The organism is Pseudomonas tremae, assembly GCF_023278125.1.
In the GTDB taxonomy this organism is placed as follows: Bacteria; Pseudomonadota; Gammaproteobacteria; order Pseudomonadales; family Pseudomonadaceae; genus Aquipseudomonas; species Aquipseudomonas tremae.
The window spans coordinates 2,547,613-2,565,721 of record NZ_CP066270.1 but is presented as its reverse complement, the minus strand read 5'-3'; the positions used below and the strand labels follow the sequence as shown (position 1 = coordinate 2,565,721).

Annotated in this window: 16 protein-coding genes; 10 read left to right on the top strand and 6 right to left on the bottom strand. The window is 59.2% G+C overall.

The window, feature by feature from the left end; genetic code table 11:
• Positions 1–11: 11 nt before the first annotated feature.
• From treZ to I9H09_RS11655, 9 genes are all read left to right on the top strand, one after another.
• Positions 12–1,826: a malto-oligosyltrehalose trehalohydrolase gene (treZ, locus tag I9H09_RS11695; protein ID WP_024669353.1), complete on the top strand. Its 1,815-nt coding sequence runs from the start codon at positions 12–14 to the stop codon at positions 1,824–1,826.
• Positions 1,816–3,894: a 4-alpha-glucanotransferase gene (gene malQ / locus I9H09_RS11690; RefSeq protein WP_122346960.1), complete on the top strand. Its 2,079-nt coding sequence runs from the start codon at positions 1,816–1,818 to the stop codon at positions 3,892–3,894. Before treZ ends, malQ begins: the two co-directional genes overlap by 11 nt.
• On the top strand, positions 3,891–6,674 hold the full coding sequence (locus I9H09_RS11685) for a malto-oligosyltrehalose synthase (protein WP_122346959.1): 2,784 nt from the start codon (positions 3,891–3,893) through the stop codon (positions 6,672–6,674). The genes malQ and I9H09_RS11685 overlap by 4 nt, the downstream gene beginning before the upstream one ends.
• Before the next feature lie 17 nt (positions 6,675–6,691).
• Positions 6,692–7,072, top strand: a complete 381-nt coding sequence (locus I9H09_RS11680) for a DUF2934 domain-containing protein (protein WP_024691157.1) — start codon at positions 6,692–6,694, stop codon at positions 7,070–7,072.
• A gap of 158 nt (positions 7,073–7,230) precedes the next feature.
• On the top strand, positions 7,231–9,414 hold the full coding sequence (gene glgX / locus I9H09_RS11675) for a glycogen debranching protein GlgX (protein ID WP_005894126.1): 2,184 nt from the start codon (positions 7,231–7,233) through the stop codon (positions 9,412–9,414).
• Positions 9,411–10,424, top strand: coding sequence for an acyl-CoA dehydrogenase family protein (locus tag I9H09_RS11670; RefSeq protein ID WP_122311756.1), 1,014 nt, complete (start codon positions 9,411–9,413; stop codon positions 10,422–10,424). The genes glgX and I9H09_RS11670 overlap by 4 nt, the downstream gene beginning before the upstream one ends.
• Positions 10,425–10,436: 12 nt before the next feature.
• Positions 10,437–11,210: a PIG-L deacetylase family protein gene (locus I9H09_RS11665; RefSeq protein ID WP_054997322.1), complete on the top strand. Its 774-nt coding sequence runs from the start codon at positions 10,437–10,439 to the stop codon at positions 11,208–11,210.
• Positions 11,207–11,833: a class I SAM-dependent methyltransferase gene (locus tag I9H09_RS11660; protein ID WP_122356309.1), complete on the top strand. Its 627-nt coding sequence runs from the start codon at positions 11,207–11,209 to the stop codon at positions 11,831–11,833. The genes I9H09_RS11665 and I9H09_RS11660 overlap by 4 nt, the downstream gene beginning before the upstream one ends.
• Positions 11,802–12,455, top strand: coding sequence for a glycosyltransferase family 2 protein (locus tag I9H09_RS11655; RefSeq protein WP_005894122.1), 654 nt, complete (start codon positions 11,802–11,804; stop codon positions 12,453–12,455). The genes I9H09_RS11660 and I9H09_RS11655 overlap by 32 nt, the downstream gene beginning before the upstream one ends.
• Positions 12,456–12,461: 6 nt before the next feature.
• On the opposite strand, the gene I9H09_RS11650 is transcribed toward I9H09_RS11655, so the two are convergent.
• The 4 genes from I9H09_RS11650 to pcaD form a co-directional block, all read right to left on the bottom strand.
• Entirely contained in the window at positions 12,462–13,502 is a 1,041-nt protein-coding gene (locus tag I9H09_RS11650) for an alpha/beta hydrolase family protein (RefSeq protein WP_024691161.1), read from the bottom strand.
• 349 nt (positions 13,503–13,851) lie between these two features.
• A complete protein-coding gene (locus I9H09_RS11645) occupies positions 13,852–14,460 on the bottom strand; it encodes an FMN-dependent NADH-azoreductase (protein ID WP_024691162.1) in 609 nt (202 codons plus the stop codon).
• A 73-nt stretch (positions 14,461–14,533) separates the two neighbouring features.
• Entirely contained in the window at positions 14,534–15,493 is a 960-nt protein-coding gene (locus tag I9H09_RS11640) for a LysR family transcriptional regulator (protein WP_122346956.1), read from the bottom strand.
• A 79-nt stretch (positions 15,494–15,572) separates the two neighbouring features.
• Entirely contained in the window at positions 15,573–16,364 is a 792-nt protein-coding gene (gene pcaD, locus I9H09_RS11635) for a 3-oxoadipate enol-lactonase (protein ID WP_122346955.1), read from the bottom strand.
• A gap of 127 nt (positions 16,365–16,491) precedes the next feature.
• On the opposite strand from pcaD, the gene I9H09_RS11630 reads away from it, so the two are divergent.
• Positions 16,492–16,836, top strand: a complete 345-nt coding sequence (locus I9H09_RS11630) for an MmcQ/YjbR family DNA-binding protein (protein WP_024691165.1) — start codon at positions 16,492–16,494, stop codon at positions 16,834–16,836.
• Here I9H09_RS11630 and I9H09_RS11625 read toward each other — a convergent pair.
• Together I9H09_RS11625 and I9H09_RS11620 are read right to left on the bottom strand one after the other, a co-directional pair.
• Positions 16,831–17,271: a DUF1294 domain-containing protein gene (locus I9H09_RS11625; protein ID WP_122311761.1), complete on the bottom strand. Its 441-nt coding sequence runs from the start codon at positions 17,269–17,271 to the stop codon at positions 16,831–16,833. The two genes, I9H09_RS11630 and I9H09_RS11625, sit on opposite strands and share 6 nt — an antisense overlap.
• Complete coding sequence (locus tag I9H09_RS11620) at positions 17,268–18,098, bottom strand: undecaprenyl-diphosphate phosphatase (protein WP_122346954.1); 831 nt, start codon at positions 18,096–18,098, stop codon at positions 17,268–17,270. Before I9H09_RS11620 ends, I9H09_RS11625 begins: the two co-directional genes overlap by 4 nt.
• Between the last annotated feature and the right edge of the window lie 11 nt (positions 18,099–18,109).

Sequence of the window (18,109 nt, the reverse complement as noted above, 5' to 3'; positions counted from 1 at the left end):
AGGATTAATGGATGCCCCTGCGTACAGACGATAACTGGCGCCACGGCGCCGTTTTGTTGGACTCCGAAAACACCCGGTTTGCCCTCTGGGCACCGGATGCTTCACAGGTAAGCGTTGAACTGCAGGATGGCCAGTCTTTGGCCATGGAGCCGAAGCCGCAAGGCTGGTTCGTTCTTGAAACCCGCTGCAAGGCGGGTACTCGATACCTCTTCAAAGTCGATGGCACGCTCGAAGTGCCAGACCCGGCATCACGCTCGCAGGCCGACGACGTGCACTCGCACAGTGTCGTCGTCGACCCGAACGCCTATTCGTGGCAAAACACCTCATGGAACGGCCGTCCGTGGCATGAGGCTGTCATCTATGAGCTGCATGTAGGCACGATGGGTGGCTACGCCGGCGTCGAGAAACATCTTCCACGCCTCGCAGAGCTGGGCATCACTGCTATCGAACTGATGCCGCTGGCGCAGTTTCCTGGCGACAGAAACTGGGGCTACGACGGCGTTCTTCACTACGCACCGCAGTCCTCGTACGGCACGCCGGAACAGCTCAAACACCTGATCGACACTGCCCACGGCCTGGGTCTGATGGTGATTCTGGATGTGGTGTACAACCATTTCGGTCCGGACGGCAATTACCTGGGTAGTTACGCCAAAGAATTCTTCCGCAGTGACCTGCACACGCCTTGGGGCGATGCGATTGATTTCCGACGCCCGCAAGTACGCGACTTTTTCGTCGACAACGCACTGATGTGGTTGCTCGAATACAGAATCGACGGGCTGCGCATGGATGCCGTACACGCCATACGCGACGAAACCTTTCTGCCTGAGTTCGCCAACAGGGTTCGAGGGCAGATAGAACCGTCCAGGCATGTGTGGTTGAACCTGGAAAACGAATTCAACCAGGCCAGCCTGCTCGAAAAGGGCTTCGACGCACAGTGGGACGATGACGGGCACAACACCCTGCACGTGCTGCTGACCGGCGAGACCGATGCCTATTATTCGGACTTCGCCCAAGAGCCGACGCAAAAACTCGCTCGTCTGCTGAGCGAGGGGTTTGTCTACCAGGGTGAAGCCACTCGTCACGGGCACACGCGTGGCGAGCCCAGCGGGCACCTTTCGCCAAGCGCCTTCGTGCTGTTTTTGCAGAATCATGACCAGATCGGTAATCGCGCACTGGGCGAGCGCCTGCCACAGCTGTGCTCGCCTGCCGCGCTGAAAGCGGCGACCGCCCTGCTGCTGCTCTCACCGATGATCCCCCTGATGTTCATGGGCGACGAGTGGGCAGCGAGCGAGCCCTTTCTGTTCTTCACCAGCCACCACGGCGAACTGGCCGACGCGGTACGTGAAGGTCGTCGCAAGGAATTTGCCGACTTCGCGGCGTTTGCAGACCCGGAAAAGCGTGAACATATTCCTGACCCCAACGATATCAAGACCTTCGAGGCATCGCGCCCGGCCTTTGCCGCAGTGGACCTGGAAACCGATATCGGCCTGGATCACCGCAGCTGGGTCGACTTTTACGCGATGCTGCTGGCCCTGCGTCATCAGGAAATAATCCCGCGGCTGCCAGGCGCACACTTCCTGAAAACCGACATTTTGGGCGACAAGGCGGTCAGCGCTCGATGGACGATGGGCGATGGCAGTGTTCTGCGCATCGACCTGAACCTCAGTGAAACAGCCGTCGCTGTGACCCTGCCGCCAGAGAGCCGCCTGATTTTCTCTAGCTCCGATAAATCGTCCGAACTTTCCTCGCAAGGCATCCTCAATCCATACACGGCCATTGTCAGCCTGAAAGCAAGTGATGTTCTGGAGGAACAGGATGAACAATGAGCAATTGGAGAGGCTTGCGACGGAAGCAGGCTTGTCGGTGCATTGGGTCGACGCCAACGCTCGGCCACAGACCGTAAGCCCCGATGTACTGCGCAAGGTTCTCGAAGCGCTGGGCTACCCGGCTGAAAGCGGCGAGGCTATTGACGCCAGCCTGCAACGTTTGCAAAACGCCAGTCACGGCAGCAGCGCCCCGCCACTGCTGACGGTGGATCAGGACACTAATCTGAACCTGTCAGAATGGTTTGCGCCGGAAACGCCCTTCACCTTGCACCTCGAAGATGGCGCGTCAATGGATGCAAGGCTGACGGCAAATGGCGAATTGCCTGCACTGGCACCGCCCGGTTACCAACAGCTGGAAATTGCCGGGCAGCACTTGACCATCGCGGTTGCACCAAAGACTTGCTACAGCATGGCAATGGCCACCCAGGCAGACAAGCCTCGCGGCTGGGGCCTGACGGCTCAGCTTTATAGCCTGCGTCGAGAAGGTGATGGCGGTTTTGGCGACACCGAGGCACTCGAGACGCTCGTGCGCTCTGCTGGCGAACGAGGTGCCGATGCTTTAGGCATCAGCCCTATCCATGCGATGTTTGCCAATGACACACACCGTTACAGCCCTTATTCGCCATCGAGCCGCCTGTTCCTCAACAGCCTGTATGCCTCCCCCGGCGCCATCCTTGGCGCGCGCGCGTGGCGTCAGGCGATCGAAGATGCCGGTGTTGGCGAAGAAATGAAGCGTCTTGAGTCGCTGTCGCTGATTGACTGGCCTGCCGCTGCCTCTGCCAAATGGAAGGCGCTTCATGCACTTTACGATGCGTTCAGTGCGAGCGATCACCCCTTGCATGAGGACTTCAACAGCTTCCGTCACAGTGGCGGTGAAGCGCTGGAAAACCACTGCCGCTTCGAGGCGTTGCTTGCAGAGTCGTCGACATTGGCTATCGGCAATAACTGGCATGAGTGGCCGGACCGCTTCAAGGACCCACGCGGCGCTGCCGTGGCCGAGTTTGCCAAGACTCATGGCGAGCAGATCAGCTTTCATGCCTTCGCCCAATGGCTCATCGCAAGAGGCCTGGAGCGCGCACAGGATGCCGCACGCAGCAGCGGCATGCGTATCGGCCTGATCGCCGACCTGGCGGTGGGTGCCGATGGCGCGGGAAGTCAGGCCTGGAGTCGTCAGGATGAGCTACTGTCGGCTCTGACAGTCGGCGCTCCGCCCGATATTCTCAACCGTGCAGGGCAAAGCTGGGGGATTTCCGCGTTTTCTCCGGACGGCCTCAAACGCAATGGTTTCCGTGCCTTCATCGAGATGCTGCGTGCCAACTTTGCACATGCGGGCGGGCTGCGTATCGACCATGTCATGGGCCTGCAACGTCTGTGGGTCATTCCGCAGGGCTCGCCGCCCAGTGAAGGGGCTTATCTGAATTTCCCGCTGGATGACATGCTGCGGCTGTTGAGCCTGGAATCCTGGCGGCACAAGGCAATCGTGCTGGGTGAAGACCTCGGCACAGTGCCCGAGGGTCTGAGCGACAAGCTAAGCGCGCGGGCCATTCTGGGCATGCGCGTGCTGTTGTTCGAACAGAACAACGGCCAGTTCAAACCTGTTCTCGACTGGTCCGACCAGGCGCTTGCCACTACCAGTACTCACGACTTGCCAACGCTGGCAGGCTGGCTCAGCGAGCTGGATATCGAATGGAATGCCCGACTGGGCCACATCGACGATCAGCACGAATCTCAATGGCGTGAAGAACGCCTGCGAGAATCCCAGAGCTTGCGCCGTGCATTGAGCCAGAGCGTCGAAGATTTGCCAGCCGACAGCGAAGCTCCGGATCAGATCATCGATGCGAGCACGCGCTACATCGGCCACACCCGCGCGCCGCTGGTACTGCTGCCAATGGAAGATGCGCTGGGCGTCGAGGAACAGGCCAACCTGCCTGGCACCATCGACAGCCACCCGAACTGGCGCAGACGCCTTCCCGGCAATGCGGCCTCCTTGCTAGACAACCCGAATGCTGCTCGACGACTGGAATTGCTGTCCCAATCCCGGCTGCAAGCTGCGGAGCGTGACCGATGAAACGTCCACTACAGCCTTTGCGTGCGACCCAACGCCTGCAATTCCACAAGGATTTCACGCTGGACGACGCGGTGCCGCTGGTGCCGTATTTCGCCAGCCTGGGGATCAGTCACATTTACGCCTCACCGCTGCTCAAGGCGCGTGCCGGTTCGATGCACGGCTATGACGTGGTCGACCCGACAGTCATCAACCCCGAACTGGGCGGCGAACCCGCCCTGCTGCGTCTGGTGGCAACCTTGCGCGAGCACGGCATGGGGCTGATTCTCGATATCGTTTCCAACCACATGGCCGTTGGCGGCGCCGACAACCCGTGGTGGCTGGATTTGCTGGAATGGGGGCGTCGCAGCCCCTATGCAGACTTCTTCGATATCCAGTGGAATTCGCCAGATCCGTTGCTGGAAGGACAGTTGCTGCTGCCGTTCCTGAGCAGTGATTACGGCACGGTGTTGCAGGCCGGAGAAATTCCGCTGCGCTTCAACGCCGAGCAGGGTTCGTTTTATATCGAGCATTATCAGCATCACTTCCCGATCTGCCCACTGACCTATGATTCACTGCTTCAGTCAGTCGACCACCCGCAGTTGAAGGAAATGAGCGAACGCTTCGCCGCCCTCGCGCAATTCCCTCAGGCTTATGAGCGGGCGCGTCAGGCCAAGGCAGAATTGGCCGAGCTTGCAAAGGATGCGCAGGTTCTGAAAGGCATCGAGGGCATCTTCGAGTACTTCGACTCCAGCCAACCCGAGGGCTTCAAGCGCCTGCATCAGTTGCTGGAACGCCAGCACTACCGTCTGGCCAGTTGGCGTACTGCCGGCGATGACATCAATTGGCGGCGTTTTTTCGACATCAACGAGCTGGGTGGCCTGCGGGTCGAGCGCCCGCAGGTGTTCGAAGCCACTCACGGGAAAATCTTTCAACTGGTCGCCGACGGTCTGGTCGATGGCTTGCGCATCGATCACATCGATGGGCTGGCCAACCCGCGAGGCTATGGCCGCAAGCTGCATCGCCGGGTCAAGAGCCTGTTGAAGCAACGCCCTGCCGAAGCGCAGATCGAACATTTGCCGATCTTCGTCGAAAAAATTCTGGGCCCTGACGAACCGCTGCGCGAAGACTGGATTGTCGATGGCACCACCGGTTACGAGTTCATGAATCAGGTCTCGTTGCTGCAGCATGACCCCAAGGGCCATGAACCGCTGGGCGAGCTGTGGAGCCGCCTGTCCGAGCGCACCGCCGACTTTGATCAAGAAGTGCTGATTGCCCGCGATCTGGTGCTGCATGGCACCCTGGCAGGTGACTTCGAGAACGTCGCGCAATCTCTGTTGCAAGTCGCTCGTAGCGACCTGATGAGCCGTGACCTGACATTGGGGGCGATCCGCCGTGCGTTGCTGGCGCTGGTTGTGAACTTCCCTATCTATCGCACCTACATTTCGGTATGCGGCCGGTCCGAGCAGGATGACCATTACTTCCAACAGGCAATGGAAGGCGCTCGTACCACCTTGAATGAAGGTGACTGGCCGGTGCTGGACTATCTGGCACGCTGGCTGGGCGGAGAATCGTGGCGCAAACTGCCTCGCGGCCATCTGCGCAAGCTGTACAAGAATGCATGCGTGAGGTTCCAGCAACTGACTTCCCCCGTTGCTGCCAAGTCGGTTGAAGACACCTCGTTCTATCGTTCCGCAGTACTGCTGTCGCGCAACGATGTGGGGTTTCATCCGCAGCATTTCAGCGCGCCGGTCGAGGATTTCCATAAGGTTTGCCTTGAGCGTCTGGAGAAATTCCCTGACAACCTGCTGACCACTGCGACACACGATCACAAACGTGGCGAAGACACTCGCACGCGCCTTGCTGTGCTGAGCGAATGCGCCCCGTGGTATGCAGAACAGGTCGAGCGCTGGAGACAGCTGGCTATCCCCCTCAAGGGTGAAGAGTCTGCGATCAGCGCAGGCGACGAACTCATGCTTTACCAGGCCCTGCTGGGCAGCTGGCCACTGGATCTGGAAGGCGAAGCCGCTCACGAAGCCTATGCACAACGTATGGTCCAGTGGCAGGAAAAAGCCTTGCGCGAGGCAAAACTGCACAGCAGCTGGAGCGCCCCGAATCAGGCCTATGAAACAGCTTGCCGCGAGTTCCTCCAGCGGCTTCTGCTTGCTCCGGAAGCACTGGGGCTTCGTCAGTCGTTGAGCGCAACCGCCAATCGTATTGCTACCGCGGGCGCGCTCAACAGCCTGGCGCAAACCTTGCTACGCTTGACAGCACCGGGCGTCCCCGATTTGTATCAGGGCACCGAGTATTGGGATTTCAGCCTGGTAGACCCGGACAACCGGCGTCCAGTGGATTATGCAGCCAGGCAGAAGTCGCTGGCACAAGACACCAGCGCAGCTGAACTGCTGGAGCACTGGCAGGATGGCCGAATCAAACAGGCGTTGATTGCCAGGGTATTGAACCTGCGGGCCGATCATCCAACACTGTTCAGCGAGGGGAAATATATCCCTCTGGAAATAAAGGGCAGCCACGCTGATCAGGTGATGGCGTTTGCCCGAGAGACGCAAGGAGTGCGCGCAATCATAGTAGTCCCACGCATAAGCAGTGAACTATTGGGTACTGCACAAACTCCATTGATTAATGCTGCCAATTGGGGCGACACGCGGATTGTGGTGCCGTTTGCCGATTCCGGTACTCACTGGAAGGGGCTCTTTTCTGACGTTGTCGCGATGAATGACCGGGAAATACCGCTCAATGCAGCGCTTGAAAGATTTTCCGTCAACTTGCTTATTCAAACTACGTAATAGCTGGGAGTCTCGACATGAGTGCAGACGAAAAAAGAATTCGCGATTTCGCTTATCAGATCTGGGAATCGGAGGGCAAACCTTCCGGTCATGATGAGCGTCATTGGGAAATGGCGCGCAAACTGGCGGAAGCCGAGGCACTGGCACCCAACAAGTCAACTGTGCGCAAATCGGCCAAGCCGAAGCTGCCTGAAGTAGACAGCGCCAAGGCGCCAGCAAAAGGCCCAGCCAAGCCGGTCGCGAAGTCCGCTCCAGCCAAGCCTGCAGCTCCGAAAGCCAAACCTGCTGCCAAGGCGGCTCCCAAGCCTGCGCCAAAGGCTAAACCGGCGCCAGCGGCTGCCAGCGATGCACCTGCAAAACCTGCTGCCAAGAAGCCGCGCAAATCGTCTGATTCTTGAAACTCTTCTGGCCGTACTCCGGTCAATTGTTGCAGGTCTCGCTCTGATAAGAGCCGAGGCCTGCCGCCACTCCACTCGTTATCTTTAATGTTGGAGCCCCCACGGCTTCGATAGCGGTCTCGGCTGCTCAGAAAACCATTCGACGTCAGGAAGTCACCATGAATACGAAGTCCACTACCGCGGCAGATGACAGCTCCGCTCAGCATGACAATCCTGCCAGTACCCCGACGCGCATTCGTGAGGGGCTCCCCTTCCCCCTCGGTGCGAGCTGGGACGGGCTGGGCGTCAACTTTGCCTTGTTCTCCGCGAACGCCACCAAGGTTGAGCTGTGCCTGTTCGATTCGACCGGCGAAGTAGAAATCGAACGTATCGAACTTCCGGAATACACCGACGAGATCTACCACGGCTATCTGCCCGATGCGCACCCAGGCCTGATCTACGGCTACCGCGTCTACGGCCCTTACGATCCGAAGAACGGCCATCGCTTCAACCACAACAAGCTGTTGATCGACCCGTACGCCAAACAACTGGTCGGCGAACTGAAATGGTCAGAAGCACTGTTCGGTTACACCATTGGCCACCCCGATGGCGACCTGAGCTTCGATGAACGCGACAGCGCGCCATTCGTGCCGAAAAGCAAGGTTATCGACGAGGCCTACACCTGGGGCCGCGACCAACGTGTCGGCACGCCTTGGGACAAGACCATTTTCTACGAGACCCATGTGCGCGGCATCACCATGCGCCACCCTGAAGTCGCCGAAGAGCTGCGTGGCACGTTTGCCGGTCTGGGATCGGCACCTGTCGTCGAGCATATTCGCAAGCTGGGCGTGACCTCCGTAGAGCTGCTGCCGATCCATGCGTTCGTCAACGATCAGCATCTGTTGCAAAAAGGCATGACCAACTATTGGGGCTACAACAGCATCGCGTTCTTTGCCCCGGACCCGCGTTATCTGGCGAGCGGCAAGATTGCCGAATTCAAGGAAATGGTCGCGCACCTGCACCATGCCGGGCTGGAAGTCATTCTCGACGTGGTCTACAACCACACCGCAGAAGGCAACGAGCTGGGCCCTACCCTGTCGATGCGCGGTATCGACAATGCCTCATATTACCGACTGATGCCGGACGACAAGCGTTACTACATCAACGACTCCGGTACCGGCAACACGCTTGACCTGAGCCATCCTTGTGTCCTGCAGATGGTCACCGACTCCCTACGTTACTGGGCGTCGGAAATGCATGTCGATGGTTTCCGCTTCGATCTGGCAACCATTCTGGGTCGCTACCACGACGGCTTCGACGAGCGCCACAGCTTCCTGGTTGCGTGCCGTCAGGACCCTGTGCTGCGTCAGGTCAAACTGGTCGCAGAGCCTTGGGATTGTGGCCCGGGCGGCTATCAGGTCGGTGGTTTCCCGCCGGGCTGGATGGAATGGAACGACAAGTTTCGCGACACCGTGCGTGCGTTCTGGAAAGGCGACGAAGGCCAATTGGCCGATTTCGCTGCGCGCATGACTGCGTCCGGCAACATGTTTAACCAGCGCGGTCGTCGCCCTCAGGCCTCGGTGAACTTCATCACCGCTCACGACGGCTTCACGCTGCACGACCTGGTTTCGTACAACGACAAGCACAACGAAGCAAACGACGAAAACAACCAGGACGGCAGCAACAACAACCTGTCCTGGAACCATGGCGTTGAAGGTCCGACTGAAGATCAGGACATCAATACCCTGCGCCTGCGTCAGATGCGCAACTTTTTCGCCACCCTGTTGCTGGCACAAGGCACACCCATGATCGTTGCCGGTGACGAGTTCGCCCGTACCCAGCACGGTAATAACAACGCCTACTGTCAGGACAGCGAGATTGGCTGGATCAACTGGGATCTGGACGAAGACGGCGAGGCGCTGCTCAAGTTCGTGACCCGAGTGATCAAGCTGCGTCAGAGCTACCCGATCCTGCGTCGCAGTCGCTTCTTGGTCGGCGATTACAACGAAGAAATCGGCGTCAAGGATGTCACCTGGCTCGCCCCGAATGGCGAAGAGATGAGCGTAGAGCAATGGCATGATGCCAATGGTCGCTGCCTCGGCATGCTGATGGATGGCCGCGCACAGGAAACCGGGATTCGTCGTCCGGGTGCTGACGCCACATTGCTGTTGGTAGTCAATGCACACCACGACGGCGTCAACTTCACGCTTCCGGAGGTGCCTGAAGGCACGCATTATGAGTGCCTGATCGACACCAATCAGGACGATGCACGCAACAAGGAGCAATTTGCGTTCGGTTCGGAATACACCGTTACCCCACGTTCACTGCTGCTGTTCGAACTGAAGCACGAAGATCCGCAATGACCGATGCCTTGAGTGAGTTTCTCGACTGGCGCAAGCATGGCTATGCCGATACGCGTGCGCTGGGCGAGTGCTTGCATGCATTGGTCAGAGAAGGTCTGGATCAGCTTCCCCTGCCTGCCGGTGGTCAGACACTTGAGCGCTGGCAGGCGCTGGCCTGCGTGGCAGGCCACGATTTGGGGTTGTGCAAGTTGTATGAGGGGCATACAGACGCCTTGGCTATCATGGCGGAACTGGGTGCCCCGCCCCCCGAACAATTCAGCACCTGGGGCATGTGGGCGGCAGAGCCGCCGCAGGCACGGGTGAACATCAACGGCTCGGACGATTCGATTCGCCTGACCGGTCGCAAGGCATGGTGCTCTGGCGCAAATGTGTTGAGCCATGCGTTGATCACTGCCTGGGACCAGGAAAATCGCCAGCAACTGGTCGCCGTAAGGCTTCAGCAGCCCGGCGTACACCTGACGAACGAGGGCTGGCGTGCCGTGGGCATGGGCGCGACCGGAAGTATCGAAGTGGTGTTCGACCAGGCACACGGCCAATTGATCGGCGCACCGGGAGGCTACCTGGAGCGACCCGGTTTCTGGCAGGGCGGAATTGGCATAGCGGCTTGCTGGTACGGTGCGTCCCGCTCAATCGCGCAGCGCCTGCTCGCACAGGTCAGCAAGCGTGAAGAGCCCCATGCGCTCGCGCATCTTGGTGCGGTGGATGTTGCGCTCACAGCGGCAATCGACGTGCTGCGCGCTGCCGCCGTGCATCTGGACCAAGCACCGACTGAAAACGCCGAAGTGCTCGCCAGACGCTGCCGTGCCTATGTCGAGCAGGCTGCGGATCTGGTGATTCAGCACGTAGGCCGCGCAGTCGGCGCTGGGCCTTATTGCAAGGACGCACATTTTGCCCGCCTGATCACCGACCTGCCGGTGTTCCTGCGCCAGAGCCATGCCGAACGCGACCTGGAAGCGTTGGGTCAATTGACAGGTGCCCGACTGCCTGCCGCGCAAACGTGGTCATTGTGAGGACGCCAGCAAATGAGTGAAGGCTTTTTGGTCAGCGACGATTCCGCCGGTCAGGGCACTCCCCTGGCGGCGTGGAATGCGTCCGCAAAACTGCGTGAGTTGGCGGTCATCACTGCAGACTTGTTGGTACCGCCCAATTGCCGGGCCGTCATCATAGCTCCGCACCCTGACGATGAGGTATTGGGCTGTGGCGGTCTGATGAGTCAGTTGGCGCAGCTGGAGCGCAAACTGCTGGTTATCTCGGTCACTGACGGCACCGGTAGCCACCCAGGCTCAATGCTCTGGTCTGTCGAGCGCCTGGCTGAAATGCGCCCTCAGGAAAGCGCCGAAGCGCTGCATCGTCTTCAGGTTCCCGCCGAGCAGCTGGAATGGGCGCGAGGCGGTTTTCAGGACGGCGCGGTGGCTGACGAGGAAGATCGGCTGGTTACGTTCCTAGAGAAGCATCTGGGGCCAGCCGATGTGGTATTTGCCACATGGTCGGGTGACGGCCATGGCGATCATGAAGCGGTTGGTCGGGCCAGTGCCAGGGCCTGCCTGGCGAGCGGTGCGCAACTGCATGAATTCCCCGTCTGGGCCTGGCACTGGGCTGACCCGGAAGACCCGCGCCTGCCATGGGAACGCGCACGCAAGCTGTTGCTGGACCCGATGACACTGGCCCGCAAGCGCCATGCAGCCCAGGCGTTTGTCAGCCAGCTGGAGGGGGACCCAGGCATCGGCCTGTCGCCCGTGCTGCCTGCCGCGGTTCTCGAACGACTGCTGCAACCTTTTGAAGTGGTGTTCACATGAGCGTGGCCGACAGCTACTTCGACGAGCTGTTTTGCAATAACGATGACCCTTGGGCGTTCAAACAGCGCTGGTACGAGCGACGCAAGCGTGCCCTGACAATGGCCGCCCTGCCCCGCGAACATTACCGTGCGATATTCGAGCCTGGCTGTGCCAATGGCGAGCTCAGTGCAGCCCTTGCGGCGCGCTGCGACGCGCTGGTGTGCTGCGATACGTCGAGCCTGGCGGTCGATCTGGCGCGGCATCGTCTGGCGGCACTGCCCCACGCCACTGTCGTGCAGGCGCGTCTGCCGCATCAGTGGCCGCAGGGACAGTTTGATCTGATCGTGTTCAGCGAACTGGGGTATTACCTTGACGTCGATGATCTCAATCGTCTGATCGATTGCGCGCTGTCGGCCCTGACACCTGACGGTCAATTGCTCGCCTGCCACTGGCGTCCCGATATAGAAGGCTGCCCACTGAATGCACAGGCCGTCCACGACATCCTTGGCAAGCGGTTAGCCATGCACCGGCTTTTCAGTCATCACGAACAGGATTTCTTGCTGGACCTGTGGAGTCGTGATGAAACCTCCGTAGCAGAACAGGAGTTCTCCCATGATCGGCATTCTGATTCCGGCGCACAATGAAGAGCAACTGCTCGGCCTGTGCCTTGAAACGGTCATGCAGGCTGCAGCTCACCCGGACCTGAAAGGCGAACGGGTTGAAGTATTGGTCGTTCTCGACAGCTGTACGGACGGTTCGGCAGACATCGCACGAGCATACGGCGCGATGACCCTTGAAATTTCGGCGCGTAACGTAGGCCAGGCGCGCGCCGAGGGCGCTGCCGTTCTTCTCGACAGAGGCGCGCGCTGGCTGGCCTGCACAGATGGCGACAGCACCGTGGCCAGTGACTGGCTTGCCGAACAGCTGGCGCTGGATGCCGACGCAGTATGCGGAACCGTGATGCCGGGCGACTGGAACAGTGGTATTTCGATTGCGGCCCAAGCGGCTTACATAGAGCACTATCAGCACCGCGATGGCCATCGGCACATTCATGGGGCCAATCTGGGAGTGAGTTCGATAGCCTACGTCAGCGCGGGCGGTTTCCCTTCGCTGACCTGCCACGAAGATGTGCACTTGGTTCGTCAGCTGGAATCGATAGGTGCGCGGATAGCCTGGAGCTGCCGCCCGCGTGTCACCACCAGTACCCGCCTGGACTCGAAGGCCAGGGGCGGGTTTGGCGATTACCTGCGATCGCTGGACGCCTGAGGGGCGTTATAGATGACCGGCTGTCTGCATACCAGAATGATCGGGGTCGGCAGAGTTAAGCGCAGCACTGAAAAACTTTACAGCCTCGGCGCTCAGGTTGCGATGAATGTCCTCGCGGTCTACGCCGTCAGGGTCATTGCACAATAAAGGTGCGCTTGACCTTTGTTCGTCACTGCACGGTGCCATGAACACGAAGTGCCCTGCCCCTGCCAGCAACTTGTATTCCGGAGCCTGGGGCAGTTTGCGCGCCAGAGCTTCTGCGTTCCTGTCCAGCGCCAGCAACTGATCGTCATCCCCGGCGTACATCAGCACCGGAACATGTACATCCCCCAGCGTGTGACGGCCGAACATCAGCGTTAGCGGCGCCATCAGCATCAGCGCACCAACCCTTGGGTCAGCCTGCGCATGCAGGTCATCACGATCTGCCACCAGCTCACCCTGAGTCTTGCAGGCGTCGCGATCCAGCGGTCGCTCAAGGCAATATCGGCGCAGGCGCTGCAAGTCAGGTTGCGCACCAGCCAGAATCAGCGCGGTTTCGCCACCGGCGGAATAACCGATAACCCCCACCTGACGGGCATTGAGATAAGGCGCAAGCATTGGATCTAGCAAAGCCGTGCTGATCGCTTCGGAGATCTGCAGCGGACGACCATAAAGATTGCTCAAGCTGCCCAAACGGCTATGGTCGCGATCATTGTCGCCCGGGTGTACCACGGCAACCACCACGAACCCCTGACGGGCCAACGAAGTGGCGAGGTCATGCAACGCCAGAGGCGTGCCGGTATTGCCGTGGGAAAGCAGCAGCAGCGGGAAACGACCCATGGCGATGGGTGCGTCTTCGCTGGCGTCGACGCGGTAGCCCTGGAGGATGCTCGTCTGTTCGCTGCCCGTTGACGGATAAAAGGCAATGGCCTGCACAGGCCGCGAATCCAGCGGGTCGGGGAAACTCAACTCGTGATAACCGGCACTCCAGGACTCGTCAGCCTGGGCGTAAACAGGAATCAGGCTGTCGAGCAGGCAAACCAGCATCACTGCACAAAGACGTACCATGGCAAGGCCCAACCTTTGCAATTCCGGCAACTCGTCCGGACAGTCCGTTATGCGCTTGTGTCGAGCATCATGCTCCAGCGCGCCGCTCTCACTCAAATGAGAGTCTTGAAAACTGAAATAGTGCACAAGCCGGGCCACAATCTGTTTGCCTCTGTTGCGCACTCTCGAATTGCTCGTTAATCAGTTGGAAAACAGGTCAATCAGACGACAGCTTAATACTGCAAGCCCGCAATTACCTGTAGGAAAGCTGTCAAGGTTTCAGCCACTCGCGCTTCACATATTAAAAAACTCCACAACCATGCGCAAAACCGTGCGCGGACTGTGGAGTTTTTATGCAATGCATGATGAATCAGGCAGCGAAAAGCTTGCTGTCGATCTGCTGTCTGGCGGCTGCCATCGCATTGGTACGAGGCTCTTCACCATAAGCAAGACCGTGGGCACGGACGAATTGCAGATCGGTAATACCGATGAAGGCAAACAGTGCCTTGAGCAGTTCTTCATGACCGGCGCCGGTTGGCAGCCCTTGATGCAGGCCGCCGGAGGTCGACACGATAATGACTTTCTTGCCGCCGCACAGACCTTCAGGGCCGGCTTCGGAGTAGCGGAAAGTGCGCCCGGCGACAGCGATGCGATCAATCCACGCCTTCAACTGCGATGGGATGCTGAAGTTGTACATCGGCGCGCCGATTATCAGCACATCGGAATCGAGAAACTGCTGCAAAGTGGCTTCGTTGCTATCAACTTCCTGCTGCTGGGCGGCGTCTCGGGCCTCTACCGGAGTGCCCGCTGCAGCAAGGCTGGCAGCAGAAAAATGCCCAAGCGCTTCGCCGGCCAGGTCGCGATAGGTCACTTGGCTGTCGGCATGGGCGCGTTGATAAGCCTGAGCAACTTCATGGGTCAATTGACGCGACGCGGAATGGTCGCCGAGGATACTGGAATCAAGGTGCAGGATTTTCATGACGGGCTTCCCAAATGAGTGTCGCCGTTGAGCGATCAAGTGGGAGCATCCTACCTGTGATCTTAATGATTGATTAGCCGCCCTTAACGCGACTGTTCGTTCTATTTAAAGAACAATAGATAGATTCCGGGTTCTGCGTCAGCTCCTTGAACGAGCTCTCGAATTCGTTCAGCAAGCCCCTTACGGCTGGTAGCAGACCTCGTCGCGAGACGAACACCGCGTGCAAAATGCCGCATTTGGGGCGATGCGCATCGAACAGCTCCACCACACGGCCCTGCTGCAAGGCCTCTCTGACCAGAATTTCCGGCAACTGCGCCACACCGACACCCTGCAAAACTGCCTGCAGTATGGCGTCCAGATCCGAGCTCACCAGCCGCGGTACGTGTCGCACTTCGACGTAGTGACCTGGTCCGTTTTCCAGCAGCCAGCGGTGCTCCGGCGTGGAAGATGGCACATCCATACTGGGCAACCTGGCCAACTCGCCGAATGACGCACCTGCCGGGATCAGTGCAGCCAGATCAGGGTGTGCTACCAGCCGCTGTGCACTATGGCCAAGCTGTTTCACCACCAGACCGTCATCTTCCAGCGGCGGAAAACGTACCCGCAACGCGATGTCGATGTTTTCGGCCAGCGGATCGACACGCCGGTTGGTGCTTTCAATATTTACCTGCACTTTGGGGTGTGCGGCCATGAACCGGGCAATGGACTCGTTGATGCCCATGGCGGCCATGGCTGGCGGACAACTGATGACCACCCTGCCCTGAGGCTCGGATTTTGAACGCTGGATGGCCTCTTCTGCGGCTTCAGCCTCGACCAGCATCGCCACGCAATGCCCATAGTAATCGCGTCCGCTTTCGGTCACCGCAAACTTGCGGGTCGAGCGGTGAATCAGCGTAACGCTCAGGCGCTCTTCCAGCCCGGCGATGCGCCGACTTAGTTTGGACTTGGGAATCCCCAGCTTGCGGCTAGCAGGCGCAAAGCCTCGACATTCGACCACTTGGACGAAATAAAACAGATCATTGAGATCGAACACCCGGCCACCTCGCTTCAAGAGCGCCGAGTATGCCGCGCTACGGCATGCCCCTCAAGACAGGGTCGGCCGGGAACGCGGGTTACCGCTCGGTCAGAAAAGCCAGGACTGCAGCGGCAAAAGCCTCGCTGGCTTCGACGCTGGACAAATGCGCCGCGTGCAGCTCGATCATGCGCGAGCCCTTGATGCGCTCGACCATAAAACGCCCGTCGGCAGGCGTCGTTACTGCATCTTCAGTGCCGCAGACCACCAAGACGGGCAGCTTGATGGTCGCCAGTTGCTCGCGAAAGTCTGCGTCGCGTACGGCGGCACAATTGGCCGCGTAGCCTTGCGGAGAAGTACTCGCCAACATGCCGACCACAGCCTCGACCCTGGCAGGCTCGGCGTCTGCGAACGCTGGCGTGAACCAGCGCGCAATAGAGGCATCACGTAACGCCACCATCGCCGCCTGCCCCTCGCGCAACACTGTTTCGATACGCGGATTCCAAGTATCCGGATTGCCGATTTTCGCTGCGGTATTGCACAACACAACCCTGTGCAAGCGTTGCGGCGCATTGATAGCCAACCATTGGCCGATCAGCCCACCCATCGACAACCCGCAGAAGAAGGCTTTTTCGATCTGCAGCGCATCAAGCAGTGCGACCACGTCACGCCCGTTCTGCTCGATAGTGTAACTACCACCGGTGACCAGAGATTGACCATGACCGCGAGTGTCGTAGCGCAGCACCCGGAAGTGCCCTGCGAAGGCTGCAACCTGGTTGTCCCACATATGCAGGTTGGTGCCCAGCGAATTGGAAAACACCAGCATCGGCGCGCTGGCCGGGCCTTCCAGCAGATAATTCAGTTCACCATCGGCAAGTTGCACAACAGGCATACGAGGCTCCACACAAGGCAAAACGAGCACACTAATGAGTGTTGCTGCAGCATACAATCTGCGGATCGAATATTCGTGCGGCTATCGAACAGCTTACCGCGCGACGTGTGATACGAGAGGTCAATACATGCACAAAGAAGACATTGCCAGATTTTGCCTTGGCCTGCCGGGCGCGCGGGAAGATTACAAATGGGGCGGCGTACGGGTGTTTTCCGTCGCAGAGAAAAAGATGTTCGCGGTCATGGACCTCACCGGTCAGGACCTTGCCTTCAAGGTTCACCCGGAGTTGTTTCTGGGCTACGTGGACAGGCCGGGTATCAGGCCTGCGCCTTATCTGGCGCGAGCTTACTGGGTCAGCGTGACGGACCTGCACGCCCTGGACGAAACCGAGATACACGACTTGCTGACCCGCTCGCACCAACTGGTGGTGGGCAAATTGCCGAAACTGAAACAGATCGGCCTGAAGCTATAAAGACCACGGTACTGCCTGCAAAAGCCGCTTGCCCAGAAACAGCCAGTCGATCCAGAACGCTTGATGCGCCAGCACGATCAGCCAGAAGACCACCTGAAAAGGCACCTTGCGGGTCTTGTGACGAAACATCTGCTGCGCCAACAGCGCCCCTGGCCAGCCACCCAGAAGCTCGACCGTATGCAGGACGTTTTCCGGCGTGCGCTGGCCGCCGCTACCAGCCTGGCGCTTGTCGCTGCGGTACAGCATGAACGCCAGCAAGCTCATGACCACCAGCACAATAGCCGGGATCATGGTGCCCTGCGTGATCCACAGAGACGCCAAACCGTAGACCGGCATTGCGCACAACAGCACGAACACACAAAGCTTGAGGCGTACTCCCCGCACAGGCGCCCTGCCCCGATCGGCAGGTGCCGCAGGCCGGCGCTGGGCGGTCATGCTTTTGCCGACGCCCAGTCAATCCAGCCGAACTGCCAGGTCGCCAGAATCAGCAAACCGAAGGCGATCCGATACCAGGCAAACACTGCATAGCTGTGGGTGGCGATGAACTTGAGCAGCGCGCGAACAGCGATCATTGCAAAGACAAAGGATGTGATGAAGCCGATGGCAAAGACCGCAAAGTCGTCCGGCCGAAACATGTCACGGTACTTGTAACCCGAGTAGACCGCAGCACCGACCATGGTCGGCATGGCCAGAAAGAACGAAAACTCGGTCGCCGCCTTGCGTGACAGGCCGAACAACAGACCGCCGATGATGGTCGAGCCAGAGCGCGATGTGCCCGGAATCATCGCCAGACACTGCACCAGCCCCACTTTCAGGGCATCGCTCCACGTCATGTCATCGACGGTTTCGGTACGCACCGTGTGCACACGTCGCTCGGCCCACAGCATGATCACGCCACCGACAACCAGTGCGGTTGCGACAGTTATCGCGTTGAACAGGTAGTGGTGGATAGTGTCGGCAAAAATAACCCCCAGCACGACAGCTGGCATGAAAGCGATTAGCAGGTTCAGGGTGAAACGCTGGGCCTGCTGCTGCTTGGGCAAACCCACCACCACGTCGAGAATCTTGCGGCGAAATTCCCAGACCACCGCGAGGATGGCACCCAGTTGAATAATGATGTTGAAGGCCATGGCACGCTCGCCACCAAAGTCGATCAGATCGGCAACGATGATCTGATGCCCGGTACTGGAGATCGGCAAAAACTCCGTCAAACCCTCTACGAAACCCAATATCAACGCCTGAGCAGCGGTCCAAAGATCCATCATTCCCCCAT